Raw genomic sequence first — 16,523 nt, forward strand, 5'->3', positions numbered from 1 at the left:
GTGGCGAAGCGTCTGTCCACGGTCGAGGAGTTGGACGCACTCCCGGTCGGTTCGCTCATCCGAGGCGAAGACGGTGACGTGTACATGGCGATGTTCGTCCCGCGCACCAACGAACGCGTGTGGGGCGCCCCGCAGACCCTCCCGACCGTCACGACCGCTGACCTGCTCCGTCATGACACATTCTCGATCTTGTACAACCCGTCGCTCGGATTCGTGTCGGTGTACGACGCCATCGAGGAAGGCAGGGCGCGCGCGTTCGAGGAGGTCGCCGACATCACCCAGTACGAGTTGAAGGTCTTCTCCGCGAAGATGACCGCGCTCGCGGCCGAGGCACGAGCCACCATCGAGGTGTGGCCGTGACCCACTCGATGCTCGTTCGATCCGCGGGTTCCGTCCCGGTCGACCACCGGTTGCGGTTCGGCTGGTTCCCGTACCTCGCCCCGACCGAACACGTCGAGATCATCCAGACCAGCAACGAGAGATACCGGTACGAGGGATTCCTGTACCGCGACGGCAAGGCCATCGCCCGGTCCCGCAACAACCACAGCCCGGGCGAAGCCGAAGCGGAACTGTGGAACCTCTACCACTCCATGCTGAACGAGAACCCGGTCCCGTCCCTCTCTGGCATGACCGCCGACCCTTCGACCGTGCACCCCGGCGCCGACGGCGACTGCTACATGGACCTGCGGCTACTCACCCACGGCCCGGCGTACGGGCACTACGCGTGCCTGTCGTGCCGGTGGACCGAACTGGGGTACGCGACATGGGACTTCGAGTACCTGACGACCGTCCCGTGGCCCGACGGCGCCTACTGCGCGTGCCGTAAACGTGACGACACCGGCCTGTACCTGTTCACCGTCTCAGACCAGAACATCACGTGGCGCGGCGAAGGCAGCACGATGGAGATTGCCGAGCAGAACGCGTACATCGAGTACCTCGAAGGCACCGACGTGTGACCTGCGTCGCCGCATGAGGAGGGGTAACCCACTCATGGAGGCGACGTGCCCGGAACGGACCTGCAGCGACGTCTGTCGTTCCCGTGGTCGACCGTTCTGGACCGGGCCGAGATGCCGAAGGTGCGGTTCGCTGCCGGGTCGGACCTGTTCTTCTTCCACCTTGACGTGGGCGGGACGACGTACTCGTCGGCTGAACTACTCGCCGCTGAGGTCAAGGCGTGGCGGAACGTGCACGCCCAACGACGCGAACCGCCCCCGTCGCTGACCCGCCGCGTCTGGACGACCTGCCCGTCCTGCGGTTCGACCATGTTGGAGGTGTCCGATGCGGGGGCTGCGACCGGCTACTACTGCTGCCTCAACTGGGATTGCTGCTGGTCCGAGGTAGGGTTCCTCACCAAGTTCGGGCAGAACGTGCTCGGCCAGTCGTGGCCCGGCAAGACTGTCGTCACGTCAGCGAACGACGGCGGCAAGGTCACCACGGTCACCGCGACCACACCGGCGGGCGTGTTCGTCGGGTCCGGGGGCTGCTTCGACACCGCTGAGCATCACGCGTTCCTCGAGTACCTCGACGCGGTAGAAGACACGGACTCTGCAGTCCGGATCGGAACCGGGCCCAGCACGGGCTTGATGACAGCATGTTGACCGCCACCCAAGATGATGTGTACTTCGAGCGGATGGCCTCGTCCCTCGGTGACAAGGCCCGACTCCTGCACCTGACACACGGAAGCCGTGTTCTCGATGTGGGCGCCGGTGGGGGAGAGTTCGCGGAACTGGAACGCATCAACGGTAAGCAGGTCACCGCCGTGGACGGGTCGTGGGTCGCGTTGGACCACATCCGGGAGAACTTCCCGCTCGTCGACAGGGTTCACGAGTACGCCCACAGCCTGCACTACGAGTTCAAAGAAGATGAGTTCGACACGGTTGTCTGCTCGGCGCTCATGCACGAGGTGTACTCGTACGGGACCGAGGCGTCCCCTCCGTACTCGCTACACGCCGTCGACGAGGTGCTCGAATCGATCTGGACGGTGACGAAGACCGAAGGGACGCTGCTGATCCGTGACGGGGTGATGCCGCGCGAGTGGGACAAGCCGGTCCGTATCGAGACCGCGCCCGGGGCAACCTCGGACGTGCTCGCGTTCTTCCTCTGGTACGCCCAGCAGGCCCCGTTCTTCAACACGTCCGGCGACCCGCGAACCGTGCACCTGCGCATCGGTGACGACGGCCGGTCGCTCGAAGGGAACCTCGCGTCGGCGATGGAGTTCCTCTACACGTACACGTGGGGGTGGGAGCCGTCCGAACGTGAGACCCGGGAGTTGTACGGCATCCTCACCCTCGACGACTGGATCGACCTGCTTGACAACCACGGGTTCACGACCCGGTACTCGACCGAGTATGTCCAGCCCGGCTATGTCGAGTACCTCTCCACGCGCGTCCGCATCGTCGACGAGCAGGGCGCGCCGGTGCAGTGGCCGTCCACGAACATGATCCTCTCGGCGTGGAAGCGATGACCGCCGCCGCGATCGAGCGGGTGAAGGCGCTGCATCACCGGCGCCCGTACGGACCGTTCGATTTCCGCACGCACGGACAGACCTACTTCGGTGATGTGTGTGACCACTGCATGCGCCCGTACCCGTGCGACACCATCCAAGCGATCGAGGCCGACGACGGTGAAGACCTTGGTTCGTCGTGAAGATGACCATGCTGCGCACCAAGACGCACACGCCACGCTTTCACGTCGTCACCATCGACGCTGACACCGGCGCTGAACGTGTCGGCCGGTTCAACATCGCCAACGCTGTCCCCGGGTTCATCGGTGTGCCCGACATCTTCGCCGCACCGTCACTCGTCGAGCGACCGGACTGGCCGGACACCCCAGACGGGTACGAGCGTCTCACCCGCGGCATCTCAGGGTCACCGACCGACACTCACCACCGTCATTACTTCATCTTCAAGGCTCAGGAGGCCTGACCATGCCCCTCGGTGAACGCATCATCTGGCTGCTCATGTGGGCCCAGTTCATCTGCGCGGGGGTCGGCACGGCCGCCTACCTGCTGTCCCCGAACCTGCTGAACGGGGGACAGACGACCCTGAACCTCATCGGCGGCATCTACACGGCCATCTGTCTGCGTTCGGTTCGCCGGGTCCGCGCGGAACGTGAGGCTGAGCGGGCGGCTTACGCGTGAGACTGTCGACCGTGTTGCTCACGGGTGTGGTCGTCGGTGTCGCTGTGCGCGTCGCGCTCATTCTGATTGACGTCGGCCGATCTGGAATTGCGGCTCGACCCCGACGAAGCGTTCTGATCGGTTGACGCTACCGCTGCAGGCTTGGTTAGGGTGACCGTCGGCGACGCCGACCCGAGCAAGGAGACCCGCATGGACCGCGCAGCGTTCGAAGCCGACGTTCACGAGAACATCAACGACGGCAAGTACACGGACCGCCGAACCGTGGGCGACTGCACGTTCACCATCGGTGAGACGTGGCTCGGCACCCTGTACGGGTTCGAGTCCGTCGCCGACGGCAAGGGCTGGTGCCGCGTGTTCGACACCGAAGCCGCACAGCAGGAGTGGTTCCACTCAGCGGTCCCGTCCTGACCTCATCGGATGGGGCCTGACCCGCCCCTGATCGAGTCGTCGTCGCCCGCGGGCTTGAACCTTGCGAAGGCACCCCACCGGTGGGGCCTCTGAGTTCAAGGATGACGACCCGATGACCGATGTGGCGATGCGGACCGACCGGTACGAACTGACGATGCTGGACGCCTTGTTCCGTGACGGACGCGCCCACGACAAGGCCGTGTTCGACCTGTTCGCGCGGAAGTTGCCGCAGGGTCGCACCTACGGTGTCGTCGCGGGTACCAACCGGTTCCTCGACATGCTCACCGCAGAGTCCGAGGACGAGTTCGCTGACGAGAGCAAGTTCCAGTTCACGCTCGACGAACTCACATGGATCCGCGAGAACATGGACCTGTCGGAAGAGACGCTCGCGTTCCTCACCGACTTCAAGTTCACCGGCACCATCTACGGCTACCGGGAGGGAAGCCTGTACTTCCCGAACAGCCCCGTCCTGACCATCACGGGCACTCTCGCCGAATGCATCGTGTTGGAGACGCTCGCGCTGTCGATCCTGAACCACGACTCGGCCATCGCGTCGGCCGCCGCACGTATGGTGCAGGCGGCGAACTGCCGAGACCTCATCGAGATGGGTTCGCGTCGCACCCACGAGGAGGCTGCGGTCGCTGCCGCCCGCGCCGCGTACATCGCCGGGTTCGACTCGACCAGCAACCTCGCCGCCGGTGTCCGGTACGGGGTGCCCACGGTGGGCACGTCGGCGCACGCGTTCACGCTCGTGTACACCGACGAGAAGGACGCGTTCCGGGCTCAGGTGCGCGCGCAGGGCGTCAAGACGTCCCTGCTCATCGACACGTACGACATCGAGCAGGGTGTCCGTAACGCCGTCGAGGTGGCTCGCGAGTTCGGTGAGGAGGGCCCCGGGGCTGTCCGTATCGACTCGGGCGATCTGGCCGTGGAGTCGGTTCGTGTGCGTGGCCTGCTCGACGAGTTGGGTGCCTACCGCACCGACATCACCGTCACGTCTGACCTCGACGAGTACGAACTGGACCGGCTCGCCGCCGCACCCATCAACACGTTCGGTGTCGGCACCCGTCTGGTCACCGGTTCGGGTCACCCGACCGCCGGAATGGTGTACAAGTTGGTCGCCATCGAGGACGGTGACGGTCGTCTGCGCCCGGTGGAGAAGAAGTCGTCGGGAAAGCGGTCCCACGGCGGGTTCAAGAACGTGTACCGCGACTACTCCGACATCGAGGGCACCCTCTGCTCGGAGACGGTCGAAGCGAATCTCGACGGCTTCCACGACCCGGCAGCGTTCAACGAGGTGCTGTTCACGAACGGTCGCATCGTCGTTCCGACATCCATGAGTTCGATGCGCCAGTGGCACGCGGACGAGATGGCGTCGCTGCCCGATGAGGCACACGTCCTCACTAGCGGCGCGATCAACCCGGTCGTCGAGACGTTCGCCAGTGAGAAGGCGCCGGTTCCCGCATGAGCCGTCACAAGATCGCCCATTTCGCCGTCGAGGACGACAAGGTGTTCTGGGCGTGGCTCGACCCGGACTTCGCCCAGAACACCTACTACGTCGAACTGGTGCCCGACTTCGACCCGGACATCGCTGACCCGGTGGGTGTCCTCATCGAGGACGTCACCGTCGAACGGAACGACCCCGTGGGTAGGTGGGTTGCGTTCCCGAAGGGAGCCATCGTCACGGACGCGCGCCGGTTCGTGCAACAGGGCCGCGCCATCGACTACCTCATCGACGGTTCCGGTTGGCGAGAGGACCAGACAGCATGAACTCCGACACGAACACCATTCCGCGCCAGTGCCTGCAATGCCATGCACCCGAAGGCATCGACGTCGGGTCATGCGAGGTGTGGGGCGGGGTCGAGTACTACGAACTGCTCGAGGAGTGGGAGAACCACCAGTTCGACGACTGGACCGATGAGCAACTCGCCGACCACGGCATCAAACCCGAAGCGTTCGACAAGCACCGCCGCGACCTCTACCGCGATCTGGACTACGCCGACTGCGGCGACTACACGTTCGGGCACCGGTGGACAACGGCCGAGGATGTGGCCGAGCAGATGGCCGACCGGGTGGGGGAGTGCGTTCACTGTGGCGCCCGCCGAGATGCCGTCAACATCCCGAAGGTCGTCGCATGTGCAGACAGTGAGGCCCTCGGCCTCATCCAGTACCCGAACCTCAACACCCCGGAGCAGCCATGACCGCCACGCCCAGCACGACCTCGGACGGTTGGGTTGCCCCGCCGAAGGAACTGATCCGCGAGCGGTTCACCCGTGTCCCCGGGGAGAAGCCCGGGCAGCACGTCATCTGTGACAACGGCGTCCCGGTGTTCGAGTACGAGCGCGGGTTCGCCGGTTCCGGCCCGTTCGAACCGTTCCGTCAGTTGCGTGACGGCGTGTGGCGCAACTACGCGTTGATCTCACCGAAGTACACGTCGTTCGCGGTCGTGGACCTGCAGACGTTCGACGTCATCCACCGAACCCCGTCCGACGCCGACCGGGAGAAGTTCGCTCGTCTCAAGGCTGATGGCAAGAGCGATTGGGCTCAGTCGCTCGAGAGCGTTGAGGACATGCTCGCCCACAGTGGGTTCTGTCCCGGGGAGTTCCATGTCACCGACAACTTCGACCTGTGGCTCGACCCGAAGGACGACGAGGAGTGGTCAGGGTGGACCGACGAGGACTTCGCGACGATGGACCCGAACGAGCGGGTCACCGGCGAGTTCGGGTTCGTGTCCGGGTGCGTGTGGGGTGATGACTGGTCGTACAAGGTCCAGTACATCGACCTGTCCCGCCTGTCCGAAGGTGTTGTCACGTCCGACGAACGGTTCGGGTACTTCCCGCTCCCGAACAACCTGCGACTCGCTGACGCGGTGAACGTCTCGGAGTACTTCACCGGTCACATCGATCTTGTCCTGCCGGTCCGGTTCGACCTGCGCACCGGCAAGGCGTCCAGTTTCTCAGAAGACATCCCGTGGAAGGACGGCGAGCGGCCGTGAGCCTGTTCCGTCGAGAGAACGTCAACGCCCCGAACGTCATCTGGTACGAGGGGTGGACCGACCCGAGCATGGACCCCGACGGTCACACCGAACCACTGACCCTGCATCACACCGACCCGAACGTCGCACTGTCGATGTTCAGACGTGAGGCCATCACCTGCTTCCGGATCTACCGGGTCGCCGTGCACGACGAGTACGCGTCATCGGTCCCTGTGTACGGGATGCGCCCGACTCCCGACCCTGAGGACGACGAGTACGGGTGGCTGGACTACCGCGACAAGCCCGACCCCGCCGAGTGGGTCACCTACATCCACCTGTCGCACGAGTTGGCCCCCGAGACGCCGACCAAGAACCCGGCAGTGTTCTCGCCCCGGCTGCACCTGCCGGACGTGGACGTGTTGCGGTTCCCGCGCCGACGCCGTCGCGACCCCGAGCACGTCCGGTTCTGGACGAACACCAAGACGTGCCCCGCGGGAGGTCACACCGCCACCAGCGAGGACAAGGTGAGGTGGGCGGCCACCATCGTCGACTACGACGCGGTACCGACCGAACAGTCCTACCCGATGTTCCAGCACGACGTGACCGTCATGCCAGACGGGACGGTCACGAACGTCAAGCATGCGCTCGCGTGGGGCCCGACGGTCCGCGACGGCCGTGACATGTGGGGATGGCTCGACCAGCGCGACGTGACGAACGACCCACGCAGGGTCGAACTGCTGCGCCTACGTGAGAAGTACGAAGGAGTGAAGTGATGGCGACCAAGAAGACGACCACGGATGAGTGGACGCTGGGCGACATGTTGCGCAAGTCCGCCGAGGAGTGGGAAGCGAACAACGTGAAGCGGGAGTTCGCGATCGCTGAGGTCACCCCGTCTCAGCACCAGTCCGGGACGCACGGCGGCTCGTGGACCGATAAGCAGTCACGGCTGGTGTCCCCGGCGTTCGACACCGAGGAAGAGGCACTCGAGTGGGCGAAGGGCTACCGACCCGATGAGGGGAACTACTTCGCCATGACGACCATCGACCACCAGCAGACCATCCGGCGGCACGTGTTCGTCGGCAGGACGCCGCTCGTCGTCGAGGACTGATCGACGGTCGGGTTCCTTGCGGGCTTGAATGGGGCGAACCCACCGCTTCAAGGAGCATCCATGCACGCAACGTTCGACCGTCCGGTCGTAGGAACCCTGCACGTCCATCTCGAGAACGGTGAGACGTTCGAGGCGACCTCCGATGACCTGCGCCAGTTCGGGCTCGTGGATGCTCAGACGGAGTACATGCGTGTCCGTGCGTTCCTGCGGGACGCGAACATCCTCCTGTCGCAGCGTTACGGCCGAGAGCCCAGCGATCTGAGCAAGAACTACGGCCTGAACACGGTCCGCTACATCGTCGAGGAGATCCTCCTCGGACGTCCCGGCGAAACGTCGTTCGACATCGACGCGATCGATGAGGACGTCCGCGGAGGCGTGTCCGCCCTGTACAGCCTCGAACGCATCGCCTTCGTCGAGCGTGACGCGGACACAGCCGAGGAGTTCATCCGGCAGCAGGTTGCCGACGGCGCCACACCCATGACGGGCCGCCACACCGCCGACCGGTACCGCGACGCCGCCGAGTACGAGGAGCATGAGACCGTCCGCCACGAGTTCGGCCGTTCCGTCATCGTGCACGTCAACGGGAACATGCCCGTCCAAGCCATCGACATGGCGCTCACGGGTGCCGTGAAGCACCACCCCGACGAGAAGCCGACGCTCGCGCGTTGGCGAGGCCGGGACAAGGACACCAACAAGCACCGCATCGAACTGATCTACATCGACGGAGACCGCTTGTGAGCAACGTGAAGGAGATGGTCGGCGCCTGACCGGGCGCGCGACGCCGATCGGTACCTAACGCGGTTGCGGTCTTATAGGGGGTATGAGCGTATCTCCCGGTGACACCGTGTTCCTCGTGTCCGACCCGTGCCTGTGTGATGACCCGGGTTGTTACGGCAAGGCGAACATCGCCGTGTTCACGTCCAAGCAGACCGCCGAGCAGGAGGCCGACCTTCGCTCGAAGCGGTACGGCGGGCACCGAGACCGCCCCGACATGCACATCGACAAGGTGCAGGTCTCGTCCAAGATCTCCGGCTACTGAGCAGAAGGGACACGACGACGATGGTGATGCCCGGCAAGAGGCTCATGGACCTGTGCCACGACGAAGCCGTGTTGGCGCTCGCGAAGCGTGACTACGGGACCGCTGGCGTGTTCGACATGGGGGAGTCGGCGGTCAACAACATCCACCACGGCCTACCTGTGGACCGGTGGCTGCCGCATGTTCGAAGCGTCGTGGTGTCGAACCGGGAACGCGATCGCGTGAGTGGTGACGACCGCGACACCGCGTACGCCGACCTGCTGGCTCTCATCGACCTGTTCGCTGACGAGTACGGCATCACCGTCACAGGAGAACCCACGTGAAGCCCATCGAACTGCCCGACGCGCTCGCCGACCAGATCATCGCCGCGTCCGATGCGTCGGCCCCTGACCCGTCGTGGGCGTGGGCTCTCATCGAGCAGATGGCGAACCTCATCGAAGCGTCGCCGGAACCGACTGTCCAGTGGGCGTTGAAGGCGCCCGGGTCGGACCACCCGTTCGAACACACCTACAACCACCAGCCGACGGTGGCCGACGGTTCACCACTCGTACCGGTGTTCCGTCATGTCCTCGACTGGCATGAGACCGAGAGGGAGAACGCCTGATGTCGTGGAGGTACGTGCTGACCAAGCGCACGGCCGAGCACGGGGACGTGTTCGAGTTCCGTGAGGTGTACGCGATGGACGGGAAGATCGGTTGGACCGAGAACCCGGTCGGGTTGTGTGAGACGTCCGCCGAGGACATGCGAGCCACGCTGGAACGGATGCTCGAAGCGTTGGACCGGCCCGTCCTCGACATGGACGCCGACCCCGACGAATTCATCAAGGTCGAGAAGCGACACGCGCGTGCCCGCGCCGCCGCCCAACGACTCCGTGACGAGGTGGCCGAGCATGGCACCGACGAGAACGGCAGGCTCATCATCATCGACGACGAGGACGGGGAGGTATCGCGATGAGGAACAACCGACGCCGCCGGAAGAAGCGCACGACCACCAATCCGTCCCCGAAGGTCGTCATGGTGACCGAGGAGGAACTGGTCGCCCGCGCGGTCGCGCTCGAGGACCAGTACCCCGACATCGCCATGTTCGCTGACCCGGACTGCGGCCAGTGCTGCGGAACCAGCGCGTTCGCCGACGCCTACGGGTGGGACAAGGCCCGCGACTACGAGACGTGGTGCACGACCATGTGGATGCTCGGCTACGACGTGAAGACACTCGCACCCGCCGACTGATCGATTCACCACAGCCGCGAGGGCTTGATGAGAGCATGAGCAACGTGACTTCGCATCTGCCGAACCTCGACGCCATCGAGACCGAGGACGCCGCCATCGACGCACAGGTGGACGCCCTGCGCGCGTCTGTCGAGGAGCAGGTCAAGGCGCTGCACGCGAAGCGGGAGGAGAACCGCAAGGCAGTTCTCTCGACCGTCGTGCAGGCAATCGAAGCCGACGGCCTCAACTTGCTGACCGACCCCGCTTCGGCCAAGAACGTGTACGGGCTCGGCTGGTTCGGGAGCAGGGGCACGCGGGAGTTCACCGACGCGTTCCACGCAGCGATCGGTCTGCCCACCGAGTCACCGACCGGTTGGTGGATGTTCGGTGAGCCGACCGACTCGGACTACACGGCCAAGCACCCGGTCCTGCAGATGTTCGCCCCGTTCAACCCGCAGACGTCCGTCGAGCACATCAAGGACGTCGCGGTGAACGTCGAGGCGGTGTTCGAGGCGCAGGAGGACATCCTCGCCGAGTTCAACAGGGCGCCGTCCATCGTCTGCGGATGGAAGGACGGCCGCTACCTGCGCATCTGGGGTGACGGCGAAACCGGCGGGTTCACGCTGGGCTTCGAAGGCGCCTCGTGGACGGAGCAGACGTTCGGGACGCTCGCTGAGGCGCTCATCGCCGCGTCCCGTACCGAGGGGCTCGTCAACTCGTTCACGGACTGATCGCCCCTGACACTCGTTGCGGGCTTGAATCAGACATGAGAGCGAAGGTCTACCGGTCCGGTGTCGTCGCCGCACCCGCGAGTCGTGGTTGTGAAGCAGCCGTGTACCTGCTCGCCGACCAGCACAAGCCCGCCGGACGAGTGGGTCGCACCGAAGCCATCTTCGCTTCGCCGACTCTCGAAGGTGTCGGCAGGTGGGTTCGAGGGAACGCGTTCAACACCCGAATCGCTGACGTGAAGGTTCGCGAGATCACCGTGAACGCCGACGACGTGTGGGTCTACTCGATCGACGCGTGGGAATCTGCATCCCATTCGCAGGTCGAGCACGCTCAGGACCGCGGCAAGGCAGGGTTCGAGACGTACTGGTCTTCTGGCATGACGCTCACCGATTGGCTCGCCGACGGCACCCTCGATGCGGGGGAGTGGGAGTGCCTGCTCGATCCGTCCCTCGTGCTGGGTGTTCGTCCCGTGTCCGCGAAACGTGTTGCCGCCGCGCAAACCGACGACGACTGGGCCGCCGACATCCTGCGCGCCCTCCGCTGAGCGAACACGACGCCGTGTCAAGGACCGCACGGACACGCAGTTACCCCCTCCGATCGAGTCCGGGATAGGTTCGGTCTTGTTCGTGACATGAGTAACCGCATCTTCATCGTGGACGTCGAAGCGACCGACGACACGCCCGCCACGGGCGTCATGACCGAGTTCGGCATCGTCGACTTCGAGACACAGGCGTGGTTCCACGGACGCCTGTGGCGTTTCCATCCCGACCCCGAGATCCCCGCCAAGCCGATCGCTGACGTCCCGGCACCCGGGTTCCGCCTCAGTGGCAAGGTGACCCCCGACCCGGTCCACGCGATGAAGTGGGACTCGTGCCAGACGTCCGACCGGCCCGACGCGGTGGCAGGGGAGGCGTTCGTCATGGCCGCCGCCTCGCAGTTCGTGAAGAACCTCACCGACGGCGGCCGGGCCACGTTCGTGTCGGACAACAACGGCTACGACTTCATGTGGATGGCGTACTACTTCGACAAGCACGGCCACCCCAACCCGTTCGGGCACTCATCCCGTCGCATCGGCGACCTCGCGGCGGGCCTGTCAGGTAACTGGCGCAAGACCTCGGCGTGGAAGAAGTACCGCCGTACCGCCCACGACCACAATCCGGTCAACGACGCCCTCGGGAACGCCGAGGCGTACCGGACCATCCTTACCCGCCACGAGCAGAAGTTCTGACCCGTGCCGCGCCATCTTCGTCTTGCCGTCGACAACACGAAACCCGAGACCGCCGGACCAGACCACAAGGTCCGTGTCCGGCTCGTCTGGTTGCGCAAGGGTGTCGCCATCGAGCACGGGGCGGACCGCACTGGCGCGACGCCGTACAAGTGGATCGGTGAGTGCGTGTGCGGTTGGAGTTGTATGTCGTGGGCGTTCGACCGGCGTATCACGCCGTCCTACGACCCGGCGTACGTCACGGACGGGAACAGCCCGACCGGGGGAGCACTGCCGATGGCGCTCGAACATGTTGGCCTGCTCAACTGGGACGACATGATGGCCGAAGCGGAACACCTGTACCCCGAACTCACCGTGGGACAGATCGACCTGCCGGTAGTGTGACCGCTTAGATGACCATGACTGACACACATGCCACGTTCGACGACCTGACCGAGGCGCTCGACGCGCTCGCGGCCCGGGACTTCGCCATCCTCACCGCCGCGGACTACCCGGCGTTCGAAGGGTGGGAGAACGTCGGCGAGTACGACCCGAACATCGAAGCGATGGTCGTACGCCGGTCCTCCGACTGGATCGTGTCCGTCGCGCCGATGCTGTTCAACAACCGGATCCTGCTGTCCCGCACCGACGAGTACCCCCTTCATTGGGTCGCGGGCTGGTGCTACGACAAGGGGCCCGCCGCGCCGCTCGCCGCGATCGCGTGGAACCCCGACACCGACCGTGAACCCGCCGGGTACAAGAAGGTCGCAGCCGACTCTCGAAAGGACCAACGATGACCGACATCAAGAACCTCGAACGATGGGCCATCCAGACCGAGGACATCAGCCCCGGTGATGTCATCCCGCGTTGGGACGACGTGAACGACGCGACCGTCACCTCGGTCATCGCTCGAGGAAGCAGCGTCAGGGTGTTCACCGACGGCACCCCGCGCGTGCGCACGTACATGGCGAACCGGACGGTCACCGTCCTGCGTCCCGCATCCTGACCCGACACGCCCATCGCTCACTGATCGCGGTTCACCCCGCGGAAGGGCTTGAACCCGCCATGAGTCACCACACGACCGCCGACCTCACCGCCCGCATCTCCGGGCTCGCGGTCCGCAAGGGTGCGCTGCAGGACCAGAAGCAGTCCATCCACGACTCCATCAAGCCCGCCCTCGACGCGGTGAACGACCAGATCGACGCCACGGACACCGCCATCGCTGAGACGCTCGTCGAAGCGATGAAGACGGACGGGGTGGCGCTGCTGTCGAACCCGCAGACCGCCGCCGAGATCTACCGCCTCGTGTACAACAACGGCTGGGGCATGGAGGGGTTCGACGAGCCGTTCCGTGAACTGATCCGGCCCTTCCAGACATGGGCGTTCCAGTTCGCGCACGAGAACAACGTCCCGGTCATCCTCATCAACGTCACCGGTGCGTTCGGTCGCGCCACCCGTGAAGAGGTCGCCGAGTCGGCCGACCGTATCGGCCCGATCTTCCGCGCACAGCACGCCATCCTCGCCGAGCACGGCAAGGACGCACGCCTGATGGCCGGTCACCACCCGACCGCAGACAGCCACCTGTACATCGTGTTCAACCCGAACAAGGGCGGCTCGTACCGTCTCGTCAGCAAGAGCGACGGAATGTTCCGAGGAGACCAGCACACGGTGCTCACGTCAGAGTCGCTGGCCGAGGTGCTGGTCCACGTGTACGACCTGCACGCTGAGGCAGCCCGGCTGGCCGACGCGCTGCGGGACGATTACGGCTACACCGAGTCGTTCGCCGACTACGACTGATCGACGGCCCGTGACCCTGCGGGCTTGAACCGGCATGAGCGACCACATCAAACTGCTGGCGATCGACCCGCACAACTGCGGCTGCACCGAATGCCTCATCGGCGAGTACGTGCCCGCCAGTCAGGCAACCGACGAGCAGATCCAGATGCTGATGCTCGGCGAGATCAGGGACAACACCAGCGACGTGTGGACCATCTCGCAGCGGTTCGACGGCGGCTTCCACATCTCCGCTACCGGCGGTTCGTGGAACGTCGAGACAATTGCGTGGCCTCCACCGGTCGACATGTGCAACATCGAGTTCTCCACCAACGTCATCAACCAGATCGCCCGTGGTGACAGCATCTTGGAGAACAACGGCTACTTCTACTCCTGACATCCCCTCGACTGTCCCTGTCCACCGATATCGTTTCCCAGAACGCACCGAAGGAGCACCACCTGATGTCCAGCGTCACCATCCAGCCGAAGACCGGCGACAACCTCTCCCGCCCGTACCCGTTCCACATCGAAGAGGACGGCACGGTCGGCCGTCAGGACTTCTGGAACGGCACCCCGGAGAAACTGGTCGGGTTCCAGAACGACGCCGACGTACAGCACGTGGACGTTCCCGTTCGTGAGTTCCTCGCGGACCCTGATGTCGCTGTCGGCAAGTACCCCGTGTTCATCGACGCTGACGGGTCGATGTGGAACTACGCCGCACCCATCGAGTCGATCCTCGTGAACGCGTGATGCAGACCCTCGCCGTGGTTGAGACCGCCGAAGAGTTGGAGGCGCTGCCTTACGACGCGGTGGTCGAGTCCGGCGGCAGGCCCGCCATCAAGGGCGAGTCCGGTGCGTGGTGGTACGCCGATGGTCAAGCGTGGGAGCCCGCACTACCCGCGAACGTCCTGTTCCTGCCCGAGACCTGATCGGCCCCAGTGACCGTTGCGGGCTTGAACAGGTATGAGCAACCAGAACTGGTACCCGTACCGTGAGACCGGCATCCCGTTGCAGCATGGTGTGACCCACGGTGACGCCGCGGTCATCAGGGCGACGGACGCGCTCCGCCGGGAGCAGCACATCGCCAACCTCATCGCGATCGTGTCCCTCCACCGTCACAACCCGCTCATGTGGCGTTACGAAGCCAAGGCAGCCGAGAACCAGTTGCGTGCCCTCGGCGTACTCAACCCCGAGACTGACTGAACCACCCCAACCCGCAGGAGAACCGCATGTCTGACCGTCCCACCGGCGCCTACGTCATCCCGCTCGACCCGACCGGACATCCCGAGTCCCGCAACGACCGGTACGCACTCGGCATCAACCCCTACACAGGCGAGACGTACCTCGTCCACAGCGAGGGCGTCACCTACTTCGTCAGCCACAACAAGCCGTTCCGCTTCAACTCCTACGACTACCTCGCGAAGTTCTGGACCCTGCACGACCTCGTGGCGAACTTCCCGCTCCTGACCGGTCAGGCCTGCGATCTCGCGGACTGGGTGCGCGTGTTCGGTGGCCGGTTGGAGTCGAACCAACGACTCGCGTACGAGGCACTCACCACGAAGAAGCCCCGGACCCACGAGGACGACCCGAAGTTCGACCCGGACGTCGCCAAGCAGATCATCGGCGCGGCGCTCACCGCTCGCGGCGACGAGGACGCGACCGTGCACCTGCACGTCCACACGCAGGGACTCACCGCCGCTAACTGAACCCGCAACCAGACGAACGCCCCAGCCTTCCACCGGCTGGGGCGTTCGTGGTCTTGATCGCGATGGGCGACCGGCGGGGCTTAGGACCGGCGTAGACCTCGAATGGAGCAACCAGATGGCTGAGAAACACCCGGACGTGCACGACGAGCGGAAGCACCCGTGCGGGTGCTGGACCTACTTCGACATCGCACTCTGGCGGTCCGTCGAGATCGTCCGGTGCGTCACCCACTCGGCCGTGATGGTGGCTGCATGAACGCCACGAAGCCCATGTTCACGGGAGAGTTGGGGTTCCTTTCCAACTTCGACACCACCCCCTTCGACATGCCGCTCCTTGGCGGTGTCGTGAAGTCCGGGGAGCACGCCTTCAACGCGCTCAAGACCCTCGACCCGACCCAGCGTGCGCACGTGCTCGCCGCCCAGTCCCCGCGTGACGCGAAGGCCCGCGGCCGCCGAGTGACGCTCCGGCCCGGGTGGGATGACGGCTACCGGGTTCGGGCGATGCAGGACACGCTCGTCGCGAAGTTCAAACATCCCGACCTCGCAGCGAAGTTGATCGCCACCGGCGACCTCCACCTCGTCGAATTCAATCACTGGCATGACAGATTTTGGGGCGAATGCACCTGCCCGAAGCACGTCGGTCAGCAGGGCGTGAACATGCTCGGCGAACTCCTCATGGCGCTCCGGGCCCGCCTCCTCGGCTGATCGGTGATCGGCAGACGATCGTCCTTGGGTTCGTCATGACCAGCGTCACCGAACTCATCCAGATCATCGAGCCCGACAAGTCGCAGGGGTTCGAGCCGCTCGAGACTGCCGACGCGATCGGTGCGCTGGTGCTCGAACTGCGCATCGCGAACCTTCTCGCTGTCGCCAACCTGAACAATGCCGGTTGCGACGTCCGTGGAGACGCCAAGGAGGCGGCCATCGAACTGCTCACCGACAGTGAGGGCTCGTTCTAGCCGCGGGTCTCGAACTCCAACCCGAAGATCGTGTTGACCATCGCCCACCCGTCGTTCTTCAACGTGTCGTGGAACAGGTTCGCGAGGTTCGCGCCCACCTCAGTCTCCGGCTTGGCGTCAAGGATCACGGTCATCAGGTGAAGCGCGAGTAGGGCGCCTCGGGTCTCCGCCTCGTCCAGCACGCCGGACTCCATGACCGCCTGAGCCGCGTCCGCTGCGACCTGAGGTTCGGCCATGTCGTCGAACCGGGCACGAATCGCGTCGGTCATCTTCGCGAGTTCT

At 65.0% G+C, this 16,523-nt stretch carries 36 protein-coding genes; 35 read left to right on the top strand and 1 reads right to left on the bottom strand.

The genetic code is table 11. From position 1 onward, the window contains the following. The 35 genes from AB3M81_RS08570 (at nucleotide 1) to AB3M81_RS08740 (ending at nucleotide 16,241) form a co-directional block, all read left to right on the top strand. Nucleotides 1–360: a hypothetical protein gene (locus AB3M81_RS08570; protein WP_412903476.1), complete on the top strand. Its 360-nt coding sequence runs from the start codon at nucleotides 1–3 to the stop codon at nucleotides 358–360. Next, nucleotides 357–956 (top strand): hypothetical protein, encoded by a 600-nt coding sequence (locus AB3M81_RS08575; protein WP_412903477.1) that lies wholly within the window; start codon nucleotides 357–359, stop codon nucleotides 954–956. The genes AB3M81_RS08570 and AB3M81_RS08575 overlap by 4 nt, the downstream gene beginning before the upstream one ends. Nucleotides 957–1,001: 45 nt before the next feature. Further along, the gene (locus tag AB3M81_RS08580; RefSeq protein WP_412903478.1) at nucleotides 1,002–1,598 is read left to right on the top strand and encodes a hypothetical protein; all 597 of its coding nucleotides are present in this window, start codon (nucleotides 1,002–1,004) and stop codon (nucleotides 1,596–1,598) included. Next, nucleotides 1,592–2,464 carry a methyltransferase domain-containing protein gene (locus AB3M81_RS08585; protein WP_412903479.1) on the top strand — a complete coding sequence of 291 codons (873 nt, stop codon included), beginning with the start codon at nucleotides 1,592–1,594 and terminating at the stop codon, nucleotides 2,462–2,464. Before AB3M81_RS08580 ends, AB3M81_RS08585 begins: the two co-directional genes overlap by 7 nt. Beyond that, the gene (locus AB3M81_RS08590) at nucleotides 2,452–2,646 is read left to right on the top strand and encodes a hypothetical protein (protein WP_412903480.1); all 195 of its coding nucleotides are present in this window, start codon (nucleotides 2,452–2,454) and stop codon (nucleotides 2,644–2,646) included. The genes AB3M81_RS08585 and AB3M81_RS08590 overlap by 13 nt, the downstream gene beginning before the upstream one ends. 8 nt (nucleotides 2,647–2,654) lie before the next feature. Beyond that, nucleotides 2,655–2,924, top strand: coding sequence for a hypothetical protein (locus tag AB3M81_RS08595; RefSeq protein WP_412903481.1), 270 nt, complete (start codon nucleotides 2,655–2,657; stop codon nucleotides 2,922–2,924). Between the two features lie 2 nt (nucleotides 2,925–2,926). Then, the gene (locus tag AB3M81_RS08600) at nucleotides 2,927–3,139 is read left to right on the top strand and encodes a hypothetical protein (RefSeq protein WP_412903482.1); all 213 of its coding nucleotides are present in this window, start codon (nucleotides 2,927–2,929) and stop codon (nucleotides 3,137–3,139) included. Between the two features lie 189 nt (nucleotides 3,140–3,328). Next, nucleotides 3,329–3,547 (top strand): hypothetical protein, encoded by a 219-nt coding sequence (locus tag AB3M81_RS08605; protein ID WP_412903483.1) that lies wholly within the window; start codon nucleotides 3,329–3,331, stop codon nucleotides 3,545–3,547. Between the two features lie 112 nt (nucleotides 3,548–3,659). Then, complete coding sequence (locus AB3M81_RS08610) at nucleotides 3,660–5,015, top strand: nicotinate phosphoribosyltransferase (protein WP_412903484.1); 1,356 nt, start codon at nucleotides 3,660–3,662, stop codon at nucleotides 5,013–5,015. Continuing rightward, on the top strand, nucleotides 5,012–5,317 hold the full coding sequence (locus AB3M81_RS08615; protein WP_412903485.1) for a hypothetical protein: 306 nt from the start codon (nucleotides 5,012–5,014) through the stop codon (nucleotides 5,315–5,317). The genes AB3M81_RS08610 and AB3M81_RS08615 overlap by 4 nt, the downstream gene beginning before the upstream one ends. Then, a complete protein-coding gene (locus tag AB3M81_RS08620) occupies nucleotides 5,314–5,748 on the top strand; it encodes a hypothetical protein (RefSeq protein WP_412903486.1) in 435 nt (144 codons plus the stop codon). The genes AB3M81_RS08615 and AB3M81_RS08620 overlap by 4 nt, the downstream gene beginning before the upstream one ends. Then, complete coding sequence (locus AB3M81_RS08625; protein WP_412903487.1) at nucleotides 5,745–6,542, top strand: hypothetical protein; 798 nt, start codon at nucleotides 5,745–5,747, stop codon at nucleotides 6,540–6,542. The genes AB3M81_RS08620 and AB3M81_RS08625 overlap by 4 nt, the downstream gene beginning before the upstream one ends. Then, nucleotides 6,539–7,294 (top strand): hypothetical protein, encoded by a 756-nt coding sequence (locus tag AB3M81_RS08630; RefSeq protein ID WP_412903488.1) that lies wholly within the window; start codon nucleotides 6,539–6,541, stop codon nucleotides 7,292–7,294. The genes AB3M81_RS08625 and AB3M81_RS08630 overlap by 4 nt, the downstream gene beginning before the upstream one ends. Then, nucleotides 7,294–7,629 (top strand): hypothetical protein, encoded by a 336-nt coding sequence (locus AB3M81_RS08635; protein ID WP_412903489.1) that lies wholly within the window; start codon nucleotides 7,294–7,296, stop codon nucleotides 7,627–7,629. Before AB3M81_RS08630 ends, AB3M81_RS08635 begins: the two co-directional genes overlap by 1 nt. 60 nt (nucleotides 7,630–7,689) lie before the next feature. Then, entirely contained in the window at nucleotides 7,690–8,367 is a 678-nt protein-coding gene (locus AB3M81_RS08640) for a hypothetical protein (RefSeq protein ID WP_412903490.1), read from the top strand. A gap of 82 nt (nucleotides 8,368–8,449) precedes the next feature. After that, nucleotides 8,450–8,668: a hypothetical protein gene (locus AB3M81_RS08645; protein ID WP_412903491.1), complete on the top strand. Its 219-nt coding sequence runs from the start codon at nucleotides 8,450–8,452 to the stop codon at nucleotides 8,666–8,668. A 71-nt stretch (nucleotides 8,669–8,739) separates the two neighbouring features. Further along, a complete protein-coding gene (locus AB3M81_RS08650) occupies nucleotides 8,740–8,988 on the top strand; it encodes a hypothetical protein (protein WP_412903492.1) in 249 nt (82 codons plus the stop codon). Beyond that, a complete protein-coding gene (locus tag AB3M81_RS08655) occupies nucleotides 8,985–9,269 on the top strand; it encodes a hypothetical protein (protein ID WP_412903493.1) in 285 nt (94 codons plus the stop codon). Before AB3M81_RS08650 ends, AB3M81_RS08655 begins: the two co-directional genes overlap by 4 nt. After that, nucleotides 9,269–9,619: a hypothetical protein gene (locus AB3M81_RS08660; RefSeq protein ID WP_412903494.1), complete on the top strand. Its 351-nt coding sequence runs from the start codon at nucleotides 9,269–9,271 to the stop codon at nucleotides 9,617–9,619. The genes AB3M81_RS08655 and AB3M81_RS08660 overlap by 1 nt, the downstream gene beginning before the upstream one ends. After that, complete coding sequence (locus AB3M81_RS08665) at nucleotides 9,616–9,894, top strand: hypothetical protein (RefSeq protein WP_412903495.1); 279 nt, start codon at nucleotides 9,616–9,618, stop codon at nucleotides 9,892–9,894. Before AB3M81_RS08660 ends, AB3M81_RS08665 begins: the two co-directional genes overlap by 4 nt. A 35-nt stretch (nucleotides 9,895–9,929) precedes the next feature. Then, the gene (locus AB3M81_RS08670; protein ID WP_412903496.1) at nucleotides 9,930–10,604 is read left to right on the top strand and encodes a hypothetical protein; all 675 of its coding nucleotides are present in this window, start codon (nucleotides 9,930–9,932) and stop codon (nucleotides 10,602–10,604) included. Nucleotides 10,605–10,705: 101 nt separating this feature from the next. Next, nucleotides 10,706–11,146: a hypothetical protein gene (locus AB3M81_RS08675; RefSeq protein ID WP_412903497.1), complete on the top strand. Its 441-nt coding sequence runs from the start codon at nucleotides 10,706–10,708 to the stop codon at nucleotides 11,144–11,146. 87 nt (nucleotides 11,147–11,233) lie between these two features. Further along, on the top strand, nucleotides 11,234–11,830 hold the full coding sequence (locus AB3M81_RS08680) for a 3'-5' exonuclease family protein (RefSeq protein ID WP_412903498.1): 597 nt from the start codon (nucleotides 11,234–11,236) through the stop codon (nucleotides 11,828–11,830). A gap of 3 nt (nucleotides 11,831–11,833) precedes the next feature. Beyond that, entirely contained in the window at nucleotides 11,834–12,211 is a 378-nt protein-coding gene (locus AB3M81_RS08685) for a hypothetical protein (RefSeq protein ID WP_412903499.1), read from the top strand. Nucleotides 12,212–12,225: 14 nt separating this feature from the next. Next, entirely contained in the window at nucleotides 12,226–12,603 is a 378-nt protein-coding gene (locus AB3M81_RS08690) for a hypothetical protein (protein ID WP_412903500.1), read from the top strand. Continuing rightward, nucleotides 12,600–12,812: a hypothetical protein gene (locus tag AB3M81_RS08695; protein WP_412903501.1), complete on the top strand. Its 213-nt coding sequence runs from the start codon at nucleotides 12,600–12,602 to the stop codon at nucleotides 12,810–12,812. Before AB3M81_RS08690 ends, AB3M81_RS08695 begins: the two co-directional genes overlap by 4 nt. 59 nt (nucleotides 12,813–12,871) lie before the next feature. Further along, nucleotides 12,872–13,603, top strand: coding sequence for a hypothetical protein (locus tag AB3M81_RS08700; protein ID WP_412903502.1), 732 nt, complete (start codon nucleotides 12,872–12,874; stop codon nucleotides 13,601–13,603). Nucleotides 13,604–13,637: 34 nt separating this feature from the next. After that, nucleotides 13,638–13,976 carry a hypothetical protein gene (locus AB3M81_RS08705; RefSeq protein WP_412903503.1) on the top strand — a complete coding sequence of 113 codons (339 nt, stop codon included), beginning with the start codon at nucleotides 13,638–13,640 and terminating at the stop codon, nucleotides 13,974–13,976. 65 nt (nucleotides 13,977–14,041) lie between these two features. Then, the gene (locus AB3M81_RS08710; RefSeq protein ID WP_412903504.1) at nucleotides 14,042–14,329 is read left to right on the top strand and encodes a hypothetical protein; all 288 of its coding nucleotides are present in this window, start codon (nucleotides 14,042–14,044) and stop codon (nucleotides 14,327–14,329) included. After that, entirely contained in the window at nucleotides 14,326–14,508 is a 183-nt protein-coding gene (locus tag AB3M81_RS08715; protein ID WP_412903505.1) for a hypothetical protein, read from the top strand. Before AB3M81_RS08710 ends, AB3M81_RS08715 begins: the two co-directional genes overlap by 4 nt. 34 nt (nucleotides 14,509–14,542) lie before the next feature. Then, nucleotides 14,543–14,782 (top strand): hypothetical protein, encoded by a 240-nt coding sequence (locus AB3M81_RS08720; protein WP_412903506.1) that lies wholly within the window; start codon nucleotides 14,543–14,545, stop codon nucleotides 14,780–14,782. Nucleotides 14,783–14,808: 26 nt separating this feature from the next. Continuing rightward, a complete protein-coding gene (locus AB3M81_RS08725; RefSeq protein WP_412903507.1) occupies nucleotides 14,809–15,285 on the top strand; it encodes a hypothetical protein in 477 nt (158 codons plus the stop codon). 115 nt (nucleotides 15,286–15,400) lie between these two features. Then, the gene (locus AB3M81_RS08730) at nucleotides 15,401–15,538 is read left to right on the top strand and encodes a hypothetical protein (RefSeq protein ID WP_412903508.1); all 138 of its coding nucleotides are present in this window, start codon (nucleotides 15,401–15,403) and stop codon (nucleotides 15,536–15,538) included. After that, nucleotides 15,535–15,987: an NADAR family protein gene (locus AB3M81_RS08735; protein WP_412903509.1), complete on the top strand. Its 453-nt coding sequence runs from the start codon at nucleotides 15,535–15,537 to the stop codon at nucleotides 15,985–15,987. The genes AB3M81_RS08730 and AB3M81_RS08735 overlap by 4 nt, the downstream gene beginning before the upstream one ends. A gap of 35 nt (nucleotides 15,988–16,022) precedes the next feature. Continuing rightward, a complete protein-coding gene (locus AB3M81_RS08740) occupies nucleotides 16,023–16,241 on the top strand; it encodes a hypothetical protein (RefSeq protein ID WP_412903510.1) in 219 nt (72 codons plus the stop codon). Here the strand turns inward: AB3M81_RS08740 and AB3M81_RS08745 are convergent. Further along, entirely contained in the window at nucleotides 16,238–16,510 is a 273-nt protein-coding gene (locus AB3M81_RS08745; RefSeq protein ID WP_412903511.1) for a hypothetical protein, read from the bottom strand. The two genes, AB3M81_RS08740 and AB3M81_RS08745, sit on opposite strands and share 4 nt — an antisense overlap. Between the last annotated feature and the right edge of the window lie 13 nt (nucleotides 16,511–16,523).

It is taken from the genome of Aeromicrobium jepli, assembly GCF_047246605.1.
Classification (GTDB): Bacteria; Actinomycetota; Actinomycetes; order Propionibacteriales; family Nocardioidaceae; genus Aeromicrobium.

Excerpts from the sequence above, each read along its gene's own strand:
- AB3M81_RS08610 (WP_412903484.1), top strand. The coding sequence starts at position 3,660 with ATGACCGATGTGGCGATGCGGACCGACCGGTACGAACTGACGATGCTG.
- AB3M81_RS08595 (WP_412903481.1), top strand. The coding sequence starts at position 2,655 with ATGCTGCGCACCAAGACGCACACGCCACGCTTTCACGTCGTCACCATC.
- AB3M81_RS08680 (WP_412903498.1), top strand. The coding sequence starts at position 11,234 with ATGAGTAACCGCATCTTCATCGTGGACGTCGAAGCGACCGACGACACG.
- AB3M81_RS08735 (WP_412903509.1), top strand. The coding sequence starts at position 15,535 with ATGAACGCCACGAAGCCCATGTTCACGGGAGAGTTGGGGTTCCTTTCC.
- AB3M81_RS08690 (WP_412903500.1), top strand. The coding sequence starts at position 12,226 with ATGACTGACACACATGCCACGTTCGACGACCTGACCGAGGCGCTCGAC.
- AB3M81_RS08730 (WP_412903508.1), top strand. The coding sequence starts at position 15,401 with ATGGCTGAGAAACACCCGGACGTGCACGACGAGCGGAAGCACCCGTGC.
- AB3M81_RS08600 (WP_412903482.1), top strand. The coding sequence starts at position 2,927 with ATGCCCCTCGGTGAACGCATCATCTGGCTGCTCATGTGGGCCCAGTTC.
- AB3M81_RS08700 (WP_412903502.1), top strand. The coding sequence starts at position 12,872 with ATGAGTCACCACACGACCGCCGACCTCACCGCCCGCATCTCCGGGCTC.
- AB3M81_RS08620 (WP_412903486.1), top strand. The coding sequence starts at position 5,314 with ATGAACTCCGACACGAACACCATTCCGCGCCAGTGCCTGCAATGCCAT.
- AB3M81_RS08705 (WP_412903503.1), top strand. The coding sequence starts at position 13,638 with ATGAGCGACCACATCAAACTGCTGGCGATCGACCCGCACAACTGCGGC.
- AB3M81_RS08710 (WP_412903504.1), top strand. The coding sequence starts at position 14,042 with ATGTCCAGCGTCACCATCCAGCCGAAGACCGGCGACAACCTCTCCCGC.
- AB3M81_RS08745 (WP_412903511.1), bottom strand. The coding sequence starts at position 16,510 with ATGACCGACGCGATTCGTGCCCGGTTCGACGACATGGCCGAACCTCAG.
- AB3M81_RS08695 (WP_412903501.1), top strand. The coding sequence starts at position 12,600 with ATGACCGACATCAAGAACCTCGAACGATGGGCCATCCAGACCGAGGAC.
- AB3M81_RS08615 (WP_412903485.1), top strand. The coding sequence starts at position 5,012 with ATGAGCCGTCACAAGATCGCCCATTTCGCCGTCGAGGACGACAAGGTG.
- AB3M81_RS08660 (WP_412903494.1), top strand. The coding sequence starts at position 9,269 with ATGTCGTGGAGGTACGTGCTGACCAAGCGCACGGCCGAGCACGGGGAC.
- AB3M81_RS08605 (WP_412903483.1), top strand. The coding sequence starts at position 3,329 with ATGGACCGCGCAGCGTTCGAAGCCGACGTTCACGAGAACATCAACGAC.
- AB3M81_RS08720 (WP_412903506.1), top strand. The coding sequence starts at position 14,543 with ATGAGCAACCAGAACTGGTACCCGTACCGTGAGACCGGCATCCCGTTG.
- AB3M81_RS08725 (WP_412903507.1), top strand. The coding sequence starts at position 14,809 with ATGTCTGACCGTCCCACCGGCGCCTACGTCATCCCGCTCGACCCGACC.
- AB3M81_RS08645 (WP_412903491.1), top strand. The coding sequence starts at position 8,450 with ATGAGCGTATCTCCCGGTGACACCGTGTTCCTCGTGTCCGACCCGTGC.
- AB3M81_RS08740 (WP_412903510.1), top strand. The coding sequence starts at position 16,023 with ATGACCAGCGTCACCGAACTCATCCAGATCATCGAGCCCGACAAGTCG.
- AB3M81_RS08640 (WP_412903490.1), top strand. The coding sequence starts at position 7,690 with ATGCACGCAACGTTCGACCGTCCGGTCGTAGGAACCCTGCACGTCCAT.
- AB3M81_RS08670 (WP_412903496.1), top strand. The coding sequence starts at position 9,930 with ATGAGCAACGTGACTTCGCATCTGCCGAACCTCGACGCCATCGAGACC.
- AB3M81_RS08625 (WP_412903487.1), top strand. The coding sequence starts at position 5,745 with ATGACCGCCACGCCCAGCACGACCTCGGACGGTTGGGTTGCCCCGCCG.
- AB3M81_RS08635 (WP_412903489.1), top strand. The coding sequence starts at position 7,294 with ATGGCGACCAAGAAGACGACCACGGATGAGTGGACGCTGGGCGACATG.
- AB3M81_RS08665 (WP_412903495.1), top strand. The coding sequence starts at position 9,616 with ATGAGGAACAACCGACGCCGCCGGAAGAAGCGCACGACCACCAATCCG.
- AB3M81_RS08585 (WP_412903479.1), top strand. The coding sequence starts at position 1,592 with ATGTTGACCGCCACCCAAGATGATGTGTACTTCGAGCGGATGGCCTCG.